Origin of the sequence: Demequina sp. TMPB413 (genome assembly GCF_020447105.2) — a bacterium.
Lineage (GTDB): Bacteria > Actinomycetota > Actinomycetes > Actinomycetales > Demequinaceae > Demequina.
In genome coordinates, this window is record NZ_CP096184.1 from 345,554 (window position 1) to 357,274 (window position 11,721).

The 11,721-nt window shown below is 64.5% G+C and carries 12 protein-coding genes; 11 read left to right on the forward strand and 1 reads right to left on the reverse strand.

The features are described 5' to 3' along the window. Nucleotides 1-57 precede the first annotated feature (57 nt). The 9 genes from atpB to nucS are packed head-to-tail and all read left to right on the forward strand — an operon-like array spanning nucleotide 58 to nucleotide 7,695. Complete coding sequence (gene atpB / locus LGT36_RS01580) at nucleotides 58-924, forward strand: F0F1 ATP synthase subunit A (protein ID WP_226095765.1); 867 nt, start codon at nucleotides 58-60, stop codon at nucleotides 922-924. Nucleotides 925-981: 57 nt separating this feature from the next. Then, nucleotides 982-1,212: an ATP synthase F0 subunit C gene (gene atpE / locus LGT36_RS01585; protein WP_226095764.1), complete on the forward strand. Its 231-nt coding sequence runs from the start codon at nucleotides 982-984 to the stop codon at nucleotides 1,210-1,212. Continuing rightward, a complete protein-coding gene (locus LGT36_RS01590) occupies nucleotides 1,212-1,772 on the forward strand; it encodes a F0F1 ATP synthase subunit B (protein WP_226095763.1) in 561 nt (186 codons plus the stop codon). Before atpE ends, LGT36_RS01590 begins: the two co-directional genes overlap by 1 nt. Before the next feature lie 2 nt (nucleotides 1,773-1,774). Continuing rightward, a complete protein-coding gene (locus tag LGT36_RS01595) occupies nucleotides 1,775-2,590 on the forward strand; it encodes a F0F1 ATP synthase subunit delta (protein ID WP_226095762.1) in 816 nt (271 codons plus the stop codon). Between the two features lie 50 nt (nucleotides 2,591-2,640). Further along, the gene (gene atpA, locus LGT36_RS01600) at nucleotides 2,641-4,275 is read left to right on the forward strand and encodes a F0F1 ATP synthase subunit alpha (protein ID WP_226095761.1); all 1,635 of its coding nucleotides are present in this window, start codon (nucleotides 2,641-2,643) and stop codon (nucleotides 4,273-4,275) included. A gap of 3 nt (nucleotides 4,276-4,278) precedes the next feature. Next, nucleotides 4,279-5,172: a F0F1 ATP synthase subunit gamma gene (locus tag LGT36_RS01605; protein ID WP_226095760.1), complete on the forward strand. Its 894-nt coding sequence runs from the start codon at nucleotides 4,279-4,281 to the stop codon at nucleotides 5,170-5,172. A 16-nt stretch (nucleotides 5,173-5,188) separates the two neighbouring features. Continuing rightward, a complete protein-coding gene (atpD, locus tag LGT36_RS01610) occupies nucleotides 5,189-6,721 on the forward strand; it encodes a F0F1 ATP synthase subunit beta (RefSeq protein WP_226095759.1) in 1,533 nt (510 codons plus the stop codon). A 3-nt stretch (nucleotides 6,722-6,724) separates the two neighbouring features. Continuing rightward, nucleotides 6,725-6,982: a F0F1 ATP synthase subunit epsilon gene (locus LGT36_RS01615; protein ID WP_226095758.1), complete on the forward strand. Its 258-nt coding sequence runs from the start codon at nucleotides 6,725-6,727 to the stop codon at nucleotides 6,980-6,982. An 11-nt stretch (nucleotides 6,983-6,993) separates the two neighbouring features. Further along, entirely contained in the window at nucleotides 6,994-7,695 is a 702-nt protein-coding gene (gene nucS / locus LGT36_RS01620; RefSeq protein WP_226095757.1) for an endonuclease NucS, read from the forward strand. A gap of 192 nt (nucleotides 7,696-7,887) precedes the next feature. On the opposite strand, the gene LGT36_RS01625 is transcribed toward nucS, so the two are convergent. Then, nucleotides 7,888-9,408, reverse strand: coding sequence for an MFS transporter (locus LGT36_RS01625; RefSeq protein ID WP_226264456.1), 1,521 nt, complete (start codon nucleotides 9,406-9,408; stop codon nucleotides 7,888-7,890). Between the two features lie 167 nt (nucleotides 9,409-9,575). Here LGT36_RS01625 and LGT36_RS01630 point away from each other — a divergent pair, with 167 nt between their 5' ends. Then, the gene (locus LGT36_RS01630; RefSeq protein ID WP_226094778.1) at nucleotides 9,576-10,139 is read left to right on the forward strand and encodes a TetR/AcrR family transcriptional regulator; all 564 of its coding nucleotides are present in this window, start codon (nucleotides 9,576-9,578) and stop codon (nucleotides 10,137-10,139) included. Between the two features lie 80 nt (nucleotides 10,140-10,219). Beyond that, nucleotides 10,220-11,665 carry a GH1 family beta-glucosidase gene (locus LGT36_RS01635; protein ID WP_226094780.1) on the forward strand — a complete coding sequence of 482 codons (1,446 nt, stop codon included), beginning with the start codon at nucleotides 10,220-10,222 and terminating at the stop codon, nucleotides 11,663-11,665. Nucleotides 11,666-11,721 lie beyond the last annotated feature (56 nt).

Genomic DNA, 11,721 nt, shown 5'->3' on the forward strand with positions numbered 1-11,721 from the left:
CCCACACAGACACGGGCGCCATGTGTGCGTGCGCCCTGCCGCCCACCCCAGGGAGAGATGCGAGTGCTGAACCTGGCCGCCACCGTGCTGACGGCTGCCGACGACGGCAATGCCGAAGGCTCGTCGCAGAATTTCTTTGAGTGGCTCGTCACGTCCACGGGATTCCACCCCCCGTCGGTCGAAGACTTCAATCCAGACGCGCTGCTGTTTGGCGGCACGATCTTCGAGTTCAACCGCATCACGCTCGTGCGCGTCGTCGCCGCCGTGGTCATGGTCGGGATCGTCTGGCTGGTAGCGCGTCGTGCCACCATCGTTCCCACCCGCGGGCAGGCAGCAGTGGAGATGGCGCTCGACTTTGTGCGGGTGCAAATCGCAGAAGAGGTCATGGGCGCTGAGCGGGCACGCAAGTACGTGCCGTTCCTCACGACCCTGTTCATCGCGATCGTCTTCTTCAACATCACTGGCGTGGTGCCGCTGCTCAATATTGCGGGAACCTCGCTCATCGGCTTGCCGATCATCATGGCGCTGTGGGTCTACGTCATGTACCTCGGAGCAGGCGTCCGCAAGCATGGTCTAGGCGGGTACCTTCGATCGAGCCTCTTCCCTCCCGGCGTTCCGTGGCCCATCTACTTCCTGCTCACGCCCATCGAGGCCTTGCAGATCTTCTTCCTGAGACCGGCCACCTTGGCGTTGCGACTCGCGGCCAACATGATCGCCGGTCACCTGATGCTCGTCCTCACGTTCTCTGCCACCCACTTCTTCTTGCTGGAGGCCACGGGCGCATTGAAGGCTGCGGGTGCGGTCTCGCTCGCTGCGGGCCTTGCATTTACTTTGTTCGAGATCTTCGTGGCGCTGCTGCAGGCGTATGTGTTTGTCATGCTGGCCACCGTGTACCTCAATATGTCGTTGGAAGAAGAGCACTAGACCATCACCCAAGACCTGCGGGGTCGGATCGGCCTCGTGACAACGGAAGGAACAACAGTGGACACCACCACTCTCGCCGAAGTCTCCGGCAACATTGCCACCATCGGCTACGGCATTGCCACGCTCGGCCCAGGCATCGGCCTCGGCATTCTCATCGGCAAGACCGTCGAGGGCATGGCGCGTCAGCCAGAGGCCTCCGGCCAGCTTCGCACCACCATGTTCATCGGTGTCGCATTCGTTGAGGTGCTCGCGCTCCTCGGCCTGATCACCGGATACCTCTTCACGTAATGAACCGCCTCATCATCTTCGCGGCCGAACCTGGCGAGTCGGGGTCGGAGTTCGTTCCCATCTTCCCGACGAACTACGACCTGCTGTGGTCGACCGTCATTTTCGTGATCATCGCTGTGGTGTTCATGCGCGTTCTGTTGCCCAAGCTCCAGAAGGTGTTCGACGAGCGCGCAGAGTTGATCGAGGGTGGCATCTCCAAGGCCGAGCAGGCGCAGGCCGATGCGGCGGCTGCTCTCGAGGAGTACACGGCGCAGTTGCGTGAGGCCCGCACGGAGGCGGCCAAGATCCGTGAGGATGCCAGGAACGAGGCAGCCCAGATCGTCGCCGACGGCCGCGAGAAGGCAGCGCTCGACGCCGAACGCATCGCCGAGACTGCCGCCAAGCAGATCGACGCCGAACGTCAGCAGGCCGTCGTGTCACTGCGCGCGGACATCGGCTCGCTTGCCACGGAGCTCGCGTCTCGCATCGTGGGCGAGTCTCTCGCTGACGAGGCACGTCAGCAGCGCCTCATCGACGGCTTCCTCGACGAGCTCGAGGGCTCGGTCAAGGAGAAGAGCTGACGATGAAGGGAACCAGCCAGAACGCACGCGACGCGGCATTGCGCGCCTTTGATCCGGTGGCTTCTGCCGCCGGCAAGGATGGAGCGCGCCTCGCCGCTCAGTTGTTCGCTGTCGTCGACGCGCTCGACGGCTCTGGCTCGCTGCGCCGGGCGCTGACAGATCCTTCTCGTCCTGCCAAGGACAAGGCGGCGCTGGCTGCGAACCTCTTTTCCGGCTCTGACGAGCGGGTGCGCACGGTTGTTGGCGATCTCGTGAAGGAACGCTGGTCAGAAGAGGAAGACCTCGTGCAGTCGGTGGAGGACGCTGGCTCGCTCGCGCTTCTCGCGCAGGCAGACGCGGCAGACACTCTGCACCAGGTCGAAGAGGAACTGTTCCGCTTCGAACGTGAACTCACCGCCCACCGCAGTCTGCTCACGGCACTCGGCGACCGCTCTACGGACGCCTCCCGGCGCGTGGCGCTGCTCAAGGACGTCGTTGGCAACAAGGTGGGCGCGACCACCCTCGCGCTGCTCGAGCGCAAGGTGGCCGCTCCACGTGACACGCGCCTTCTCAATGCCGTTCGCGAACTGGTCCAGGCCGCCGCAGAGCGTCGCGAGCGACTCGTGGCACGCGTGACAGCCGCCGTCGAGCTCAGCGCGGCTCAGCGCAACCGGCTGGCGACAATCCTCAAGGACGCTTTCGGTCACGACATTCAGGTGAATGTTGCCGTGGACCCAGAGGTTCTGGGTGGCATCAAGGTTCAGGTCGGTTCCGAGGTGGTGGACGGCACGATCGTCTCCCGCCTGGCCGACGCACGACGACGACTTGTCGGCTCGTAGCCGACACCCCGACTTCCGCCTTCCCAGCGGTATCGACAGGAGAGTAATAAATGGCCGAGTTGACGATCAGCCCCGACGAGATCAGGGCCGCGCTCGACGCTCACGTGAACTCATTTGAGCCGCAGGGCACGAAGACAGAAGAGGTCGGTACCGTGACCCTCGCGGCCGACGGCATCGCGCAGGTAGAAGGTCTGCCAGGCGTGATGGCCAACGAGTTGCTGCGCTTCGAAGACGGCACCCTTGGCCTCGCCCTGAACCTCGACGTGCGCTCCATCGGTGTGGTGGTGCTCGGCGAGTACACCGGCATCGAAGAGGGTCAAAGCGTGCAGCGCACGGGCGAAGTGCTGTCCGTTGAGGTGGGCGATGGCTACCTCGGTCGCGTGGTCGACCCGCTCGGCAACGCCATTGACGGTCTCGGCGAACTGAAGACAGAGGGCCGCCGTGCTCTCGAGTTGCAGGCGCCTGGCGTGATGGCCCGCAAGTCGGTGCACGAGCCACTGCAGACAGGTCTCAAGGCGATTGACGCCATGATCCCGATCGGCCGCGGCCAGCGCCAGCTCATCATTGGTGACCGCCAGACCGGTAAGACGGCCATCGCGATCGACACGATCATCAACCAGAAGGCCAACTGGGACTCTGGTGACCCAAACAAGCAGGTCCGTTGCATCTACGTCGCGATTGGTCAGAAGGGTTCGACCATCGCCGCGGTGCGCGGCGCCCTTGAGGACGCTGGCGCGATGCAGTACACGACGATCGTGGCGTCGCCCGCTTCAGACCCCGCAGGCTTCAAGTACCTCGCGCCCTACACCGGCTCGGCCATCGGCCAGCACTGGATGTACGGCGGCAAGCACGTCCTGATCATCTTTGATGACCTGTCGAAGCAGGCGGAGGCCTACCGGGCCGTGTCGCTGCTGCTGCGTCGTCCCCCGGGCCGCGAGGCATACCCTGGCGACGTCTTCTACCTGCACTCTCGCCTGCTCGAGCGTTGCGCCAAGCTGTCCGACGAGATGGGCGCTGGCTCGATGACGGGTCTGCCCGTGATCGAGACCAAGGCAAACGACGTCTCGGCGTACATCCCGACGAACGTCATCTCCATCACCGACGGCCAGATCTTCTTGCAGTCTGACCTGTTCAATGCGAACCAGCGCCCCGCCATCGACGTCGGCATCTCGGTGTCGCGAGTCGGCGGCGCGGCTCAGGTGAAGGCGATGAAGAGCGTCTCAGGAACCCTGAAGATCGACCTCGCGCAGTACCGCTCGCTCGAGGCGTTCGCCATGTTCGCTTCTGACCTCGACGCGGCGTCGCGCCAGCAACTGACGCGTGGTGCCCGCCTCATGGAGCTGCTGAAGCAGCCCCAGTACACCCCGTACCCCGTCGAGGAGCAGGTGGTTTCCATCTGGGCAGGGACCAAGGGCAAGCTCGACAAGATTGCGTTGAGCGACGTCATGCGCTTCGAGCGCGAGCTGATCGATCACCTGCGCCAGTCAAGCAAGGTCATGGACCACATCGCTGGCACCGGCAAGCTGTCTGAAGAGGACGAGGCAGAACTGCACTCTGCCGTCGACAGCTTTGTGGAGACCTTCTTGGAGTCCGCGAACGCAGAACTGACCACCGATGCGAGCATCGAGGGCGGCAGCGACGCGGAGACCGAGCAGGAGCAGATCGTCACAAAGAAGAAGAAGTAACGCATGGCCGGCCAGCAACGCGTCTATAAGGCGAAGATTAAGTCGACCCAGTCGCTCAAGAAGATCTTCCGTGCGATGGAGCTTATTGCTGCCTCGCGCATCGGGAAGGCTCGCGACAGGGTGGCCGCTGCTGCGCCGTACTCACGCGCCATCACGCGGGCGATCTCTGCAGTGGCCAACCACTCCGACGTCGAGCACCCGCTGACGAGCGAGAGGGATGACACCAATCGCGTTGCCATGCTCGTCATCACCGCTGACAGGGGTATGGCGGGCGCGTACTCGGCGAACGCCTTGCGTGCTGCGGAACGCTCCCGCGAACGTCTCGAAGCCGAAGGCAAAGAGGTTGTTCAGTACGCGGCAGGGCGACGCGGTGTCTCGTACTACACGTTCAGGCATCGTGAGCTCGCCGGGAAGTGGACAGGAGACTCCGACGGTCCGACGCACGCCGTGGCAAACGAGATCGCGACCGAATTGCTCAGGGCGTTCCTTGCTCCTGTGGAAGAAGGCGGCGTGTCAGAACTGCACATCGTCTACACCCACTTCACGTCGATGGTCAGCCAGGAGCCCCGCGTCATCCGCATGCTCCCGCTCGAGATCGTGGAGGGCGTCGCCGAGGCGGCAGACGAGGCCGAGCCGCTGTACGCCTTCGAGCCAAGCGCAGAGGAAGTGCTCGACGCCCTTCTGCCGCGCTACATCGAGTCCCGCATCTACAACTGCTTGCTCCAGGCAGCCGCCTCCGAGCTCGCCAACCGTCAGTCGGCCATGAACACCGCAGTGTCGAATGCCGAAGACATCGTTCGTCAGTACACGAGGCTCGCCAACTCGGCGCGCCAGTCCGAGATCACCCAGGAAATCAGCGAGATTGTGTCGGGCGCTGACGCGCTCGCCGCCTCGTGATCGGAAGAGAGCAACCATGACTCCCACCGCCAAGACCGCGTCGAAGGCACCGGCGAAGAAGACGACGGCCAAGAAGGCGCCCGCCGAGACAACTCCCGCTGCGCAAGGCGGCGCCGTCGGACGTGTTGCCCGCGTCATCGGCCCCGTCGTCGACATCGAGTTCCCCGTGGACGCTCTGCCAGGGATGTACAACGCGCTCACCACCGAGATCGACCTGTCTGCTCAAGGCGAGGGCGAGGGTGGCGGCATGCTGCACATGACCCTCGAGGTCGCTCAGTACCTGGGCGACAACATGGTGCGCGCGATCGCGCTCAAGCCGACCGACGGACTCGTGCGCGGCGCCAAGGTGATCGACACCGGCGAGCCCATCTCGGTGCCGGTCGGCGACGTCACCACCGGCCACGTGTGGAACGTCACGGGTGAACTGCTCAACGGCAAGGAGGGCGAGACGGTCGAGATCACCGAGCGTTGGCCCATCCACCGCAAGCCCCCCGCCTTTGACCAGCTCGAGTCGAAGACACAGATGTTCGAGACGGGCATCAAGGTCATCGACCTGCTGACGCCATATGTGCTCGGCGGAAAGATCGGCCTCTTCGGAGGCGCTGGCGTCGGCAAGACTGTGCTGATCCAAGAAATGATCTATCGCGTTGCCAACAACCACAACGGCGTCTCGGTGTTCGCGGGGGTGGGGGAGCGCACCCGCGAGGGCAACGACCTCATCGAAGAGATGACCGAGTCTGGCGTCATCAAGCAGACCGCCTTGGTGTTCGGCCAGATGGACGAGCCGCCGGGCACCCGTCTGCGCGTCGCGCTGTCGGCTCTGACGATGGCGGAGTACTTCCGTGACGTCCAGAAGCAAGACGTGCTGCTGTTTATCGACAACATCTTCCGCTTCACTCAGGCCGGTTCCGAGGTCTCGACCCTGCTGGGTCGCATGCCTTCGGCCGTGGGCTACCAGCCCAACCTGGCCGACGAGATGGGCCAGTTGCAGGAGCGCATCACGTCGACGCGTGGTCATTCGATCACCTCACTGCAGGCGATCTACGTGCCAGCAGACGACTACACGGACCCCGCCCCCGCCACGACGTTCGCGCACCTCGACGCCACCACGGAGCTCAGCCGCGAGATCGCCTCGCGCGGTCTGTACCCAGCCGTGGACCCGCTGGCCTCGACCTCGCGCATCCTTGACCCTCGCTACGTGGGCCAAGAGCACTACGACGTCGCCAACTCGGTCAAGTCGATCCTGCAGCGCAACAAGGAACTGCAAGACATCATCGCGATCCTCGGTGTGGATGAGCTGTCGGAAGAGGACAAGATCATCGTCGCGAGGGCTCGCAAGATTCAGCAGTTCTTGTCGCAGAACACGTACATGGCGACGCAGTTCACTGGTGTCGAGGGCTCGACCGTTTCGCTCGACGAGACCGTGACGGCGTTCAAGGGCATCACCGAGGGCACCTACGACCACATCTCGGAGCAGGCCTTCTTCAACATCGGTGGGCTCGAGGACCTCGAGAAGAACTGGGCGCGCATCCAGAAGGAAAGCAGCTAAGCCATGGCGCTCATCGTTGACATCGTCGCGCCAGACCGCGTGCTGTGGAAGGGCGAGGCCACCTTTGTGTCCGCGCCAGCGGTCGAGGGCTCGATTGGGCTCCTTCCCGGTCACGAGCCCATCCTGTCGGTGCTCGGTCGCGGCGTGGTGAAGGTGGTTCAGGCGGGTGGCGAAGACCGCCTTGTCGACATCGGCGGCGGCTTCTTGTCCTTCGACCACGACACCATCACGATCGTGGCCGAGCCAGCCGAGCAGAGCTAGCGCGAGGGGCCGTGCGCGTCGTCATCGCGCGTTGCGTCGCCCGCTACTCAGGTCGGCTCAACGCTCACTTGCCCGTGGCGACCCGGGTCATCATGGTGAAGGCAGATGGCTCGGTGCTGCTCCACTCCGACGGCGGATCGTATAAGCCGCTGAACTGGATGAGCCCGCCATGCTCGTTGAGGATCGAGGCGATCGAGCCGGACCAGGCCGACGGCGAGGAGACTCCCGTCGCGCGCTGGGTTGTCCAGCACGACAAGACCGATGACCGGCTCGAGATCGAACTGTTCACCGTCTTTGCCGACACCGAGCACGAACTGGGTGCCGACCCTGGCCTCATCAAGGATGGCGTCGAGGCACACCTTCAAGAGCTCCTGGCCGACCAGGTGGGGCTCCTTGGCCCAGGACACACGCTCGTCAGGCGGGAGTTTCCCACCGCGATTGGGCCTGTGGACATCCTCGCTCGCGACGCCACAGGCAGGGCGGTGGCGGTCGAGATCAAGCGCAGGGGAGACATCGACGGGGTGGAGCAACTCACCAGGTATCTCGAGCTCCTCAACAGGGATCCTTTGCTGTCGCCGGTCGAGGGCGTCTTTGCCGCTCAAGAGATCAAACCGCAGGCGCGAGTGCTCGCAGAGGACCGGGGGATCCGGTGCCTGGTTCTGGACTACGACGCGATGCGCGGGGTCGACGACGGCTCCGCGAGGCTGTTCTAGCCATCGGTGCGGGGTCACGGAGCAGCGAGATAGCCGGATTCGGCGCCGCGCCGCTGGGTAGCCACACCGCTGGGTAGCCACACCGCTGGGTGGTCGCGCCACTGTGTACGTTGCGCCCCGCGTGCTCCAGCGCTGGCGTGACAACGCCCCCCTCGCCGTAGCGGGGGAGGCGTTGTCGGGGAGGGGAGAGGGCTAAGCGTGCATCCCTGCAGGGCTCTCCTCGTCCGAAAGAAGCGGGTCGCCTTCCCGTGGCCGGGCGCCGGCCGGTTCGCCAACGTCGTCGCGCTTGGCGTGTGTGGGGGAGACGTTAATCAGCAGTGCGGCGAGCAGCGCGGCTAGCAGCACAGCACCGACCGAGATCCACATCGCCGTCGTGAAGCCATGCACCGCCGCTTGCGCCATCTCGGCAGGGGCGGCGGCGCCATTGGCCACGATCCAGTTGGCGGTCGCGGTAGCGGCCACGGTGTTGAGCAAGGCGATGCCGATTGAGCCACCCACTTGTTGGGTCGTGTTGAGCGTCGCTGACACCACGCCAGCATCGGTGCCGCGGACTCCGCCGGTCGCGGTGGCCATACTGGGCATGAAGGTCATGCCCATGCCGAGCCCAAGGAAGACCAGGCCGGGCATGACGTGCAGCAGGTATGTGGATCCGGGTTCGATCTGGGTGAGGAAGGCGAGCGCGGACGCGGCGATCAGCAGGCCGGGCAACATGAGCCTGCGAGGGCCGATGCGTGGCAACAGGCGGGCGGAGATTCCGACGGCCCCTGTCATCATGCCGACCACCATGGGCAAGAAGGCGAGGCCTGTCTTCATGGGTGAGTAGCCCTGTACTCCTTGCAGGTAGTAGGTGAGGAACAGGAAGACGCCGAACATGCCGATCTGGGTGAGGCCCACTGCCAGAAGGGCGCCGACGCGGTTGCGGTCTCGCAGCAAGTGGAGCGGCAGGAGAGCGCGCGGCGTGCGCCTTTCGACAAGGACGAAGGCGGTCATCAGCAAGAGGCCCAGAGCGAGCGCAGAGACGACGACGGTGGATCCCCAACCGTTCTGTTCGGCTTCGCTGAGGCCGTAGACGATGGCGAGCAGGCCGCCGCTGGCAAGGATCGCTCCAGGGATGTCGAGCCGCGCGCGAATGCCGTGCGTGCTGTGGTCACGGAGGAACATGACTGTGCCAATGACGGCGACGATGGCGATGGGCACGTTGACGGCGAGGGTCCAACGCCAGTCCACGTATTGGGTGAGCAAGCCACCCAACATGAGCCCGAGCGCGGCGCCTCCGCCGGCGATCGCGCCGTATACGCCGAGCGCCCTGGCGCGCTCGCGAGGCTCGGTGAAGGTCACGTTCAGCATGGACAACGCCGCCGGGGCGAGGAGGGCAGCGAACACGCCTTGGAGGGCGCGCGCCACGAGCAGCGTCGCGAGAGACTGCGAGAAGCCGCCGATGGCGGAAGCGACCGCGAAGCCGCTCAGGCCGATGATGAGGACGCGTTTGCGTCCAAAGACGTCGCCGAGCCGCCCGCCGAGCAGCAGGAGCCCACCGAAGGCGAGCGTGTAGGCGGTGATGACCCATTGGCGGTCTGCGTCGGAGATGCCGAGGTCGGCTTGCGCGGTGGGGAGGGCGATGTTCACGATGGTCATGTCGAGCACGACCATGAGCTGCGAGAGCCCGATCGCGGCAAGTCCCCACCAGCGGCGGGGATCGGGAGCGGAGTCCATGGTGGGCCTTTCGAAGGGGAGTGAGAGGGGGAGGGGGCGCGAGGAACGGCACGGTACGTTGGGAACTACCTAGCCGCCCGGTAAGGTACCTGAGTGATAGTATGCAGTAACTAGCCGGGCGTCAAGTTAGTTGGAAAATCGCCCCAGAGAAGCTGAAGGGAAGAGCCATGATGGAGACCGCCGCACGACGACGTGGGGACACACGCGAGCGCATTCAGGGCATTGCCCTTGAGCGGTTCACCTCCAACGGCTACGACCAGACCTCTCTGAGGGAAATCGCCGAGGACTTGGGCGTGACCAAGGCCGCCTTGTACTACCACTTCAAGTCAAAGGAAGAGATCCTCGACTCGTTGCTGGGAGAGGTCTCGCGAGAGCTTGACGAGCTAATCAGGTGGATGCAGAGCGGCCCTCCCACGAGGGAACGCCGCGTCGAGTTGATTCAGCGCCTCGGCCAGATCACGCGCGGCGCTCCTGGTGGCGTCATGAGGTGCGTTCAACAAAACGAAGTGGCCCTTCAGAACCTCGGCGCCACCACTGAGCTGGTGCACGAACTCAAGCGCAAGGTCTGGGAATCGGCCTTGCCAGCGGACGCCTCTCTTGAGGACAAGTTCCGGATGAGGCTTGCGGTCATGGCCATTCTGTTCGCCAACAAGGCCGACACAGACCTGGGAGGAACGGCCGAGGAGCGGTCCGCCGCAGCGCAGGCGATCGCGGCGGAACTGGTCCCGTAGCGGCCGCAATCGGGCCGGGGTGCCCGTCATGTCTCGGCAGCCTCTATAGGAATCGAAACGTTTCGGGTAGACTCCTGGGCATGTCCTCCTCAGAGTTTCCAGACGACTTCTTCTTTGGCGCCTCGACGGCGTCCTACCAGATTGAGGGGGGCGCCGCCGAGGGCGGCAGGCTCCCCAGCATTTGGGACACGTTCGCCCATGCGCAGGGCCGCACGCTCAACGGTGACAGCGGCGACGTGGCTTGCGATCACTTCCACAGGTACGCAGAGGACATCAAGGCGATGGCCGAGATCGGTCTCACCGCCTACCGCTTCTCGATGGCGTGGCCGCGCATTCAGCCCACCGGCGACGGCGACTTCAACCAGGAGGGCTTCGCCTTCTACCACCGCATCCTCGACGAGTTGGCGAAGTACAACATCGAGCCCCTCGTCACGCTCTACCACTGGGACCTTCCTCAGAGCCTTGAGGACGCCGGCGGCTGGCCGGAGCGCGCGATCGTGGACAGGTTCGTCGAGTACGCGGAGCGTACCGTCGCGGAGTTCAAGGACAAGGTCACCTACTGGACCACGTTCAATGAGCCCTGGTGCACCGCGTTCCTCGGCTACTCGTCTGGAGCCCACGCTCCTGGTCGCAGCGAGCCGGCCGCATCACTCGCGGCTGCTCACCACCTGAACCTGGCTCACGGGCTCGCCTACAAGGCGATCAAGAACGTCCACCCTGACGCCAAGGTCAGCATCGTGTTGAACTCTCACTTGCCGAGGCCGTGGAACGTTGCAGACCCGCGTGACGTGGCGGTCGCCCAAAAGATCGATGCCTTGGCCAACCGCATCTTCATCGATCCATACACGCTGGGGCAGTACCCCGAAGTCCTTCTCGAATCCACATCGAAGCTCACCGACTGGTCGTTCGTACACGAAGGCGACCTCGACGCGATCAAGGGCACCATCGACGTGCTCGGCGTGAACTACTACTCGAGCCACATGGTGCGTTTCAACGACTCGCCCCACCGACTGTCTGGCGAGGATGGCCACAAGACCACGGTCCACAGTTGCTGGCCGGGGGCCGACGATGCCGAGTTCATGCCGCTGATCGGCAAGCGCACCACGATGGGATGGAACGTCGACCCGAGCGGCTTCCACGCACACTTGATGCGCATGCATCGCGACACGGGACTCCCGATGATCGTGACGGAGAACGGCGCCTCGTGGCCGGACGAGGTCAGCGAGGACGGCCGGATCCGCGATGTGGACCGCTACACGTACCTTCACGATCACATGGGCGCCTTGCTCAGGGCCCGCGAAGAGGGCGCTGACGTTCGCGGCTACATGGCGTGGAGCCTCATGGACAACTTCGAGTGGGCCTACGGCTACTCCAAGCGGTTCGGGATGCTGAGGGTCGACTACACGACCCAGGAGCGCACGTGGAAAGACTCCGCATACTGGTACCAAGAGACCATCCGCAACCGGGCGATCACGCCTCTCGACGCGGTACAGTCGCTGGTAAATACGCCACCGCGCGCATACTGACTGTCCGACGCCGCGCTCATCCCCCCTCGAGCGCGGCGTCGGCTTGTGTGTGGTTG

Bases quoted from the DNA above. Each gene is read 5' to 3' on its own strand.
- atpB (WP_226095765.1), top strand. From the start codon at position 58: ATGCGAGTGCTGAACCTGGCCGCCACCGTGCTGACGGCTGCCGACGAC.
- LGT36_RS01590 (WP_226095763.1), top strand. From the start codon at position 1,212: ATGAACCGCCTCATCATCTTCGCGGCCGAACCTGGCGAGTCGGGGTCG.
- LGT36_RS01595 (WP_226095762.1), top strand. From the start codon at position 1,775: ATGAAGGGAACCAGCCAGAACGCACGCGACGCGGCATTGCGCGCCTTT.
- atpA (WP_226095761.1), top strand. From the start codon at position 2,641: ATGGCCGAGTTGACGATCAGCCCCGACGAGATCAGGGCCGCGCTCGAC.
- LGT36_RS01605 (WP_226095760.1), top strand. From the start codon at position 4,279: ATGGCCGGCCAGCAACGCGTCTATAAGGCGAAGATTAAGTCGACCCAG.
- atpD (WP_226095759.1), top strand. From the start codon at position 5,189: ATGACTCCCACCGCCAAGACCGCGTCGAAGGCACCGGCGAAGAAGACG.
- LGT36_RS01615 (WP_226095758.1), top strand. From the start codon at position 6,725: ATGGCGCTCATCGTTGACATCGTCGCGCCAGACCGCGTGCTGTGGAAG.
- LGT36_RS01625 (WP_226264456.1), bottom strand. From the start codon at position 9,408: ATGGACTCCGCTCCCGATCCCCGCCGCTGGTGGGGACTTGCCGCGATC.
- LGT36_RS01630 (WP_226094778.1), top strand. From the start codon at position 9,576: ATGATGGAGACCGCCGCACGACGACGTGGGGACACACGCGAGCGCATT.
- LGT36_RS01635 (WP_226094780.1), top strand. From the start codon at position 10,220: ATGTCCTCCTCAGAGTTTCCAGACGACTTCTTCTTTGGCGCCTCGACG.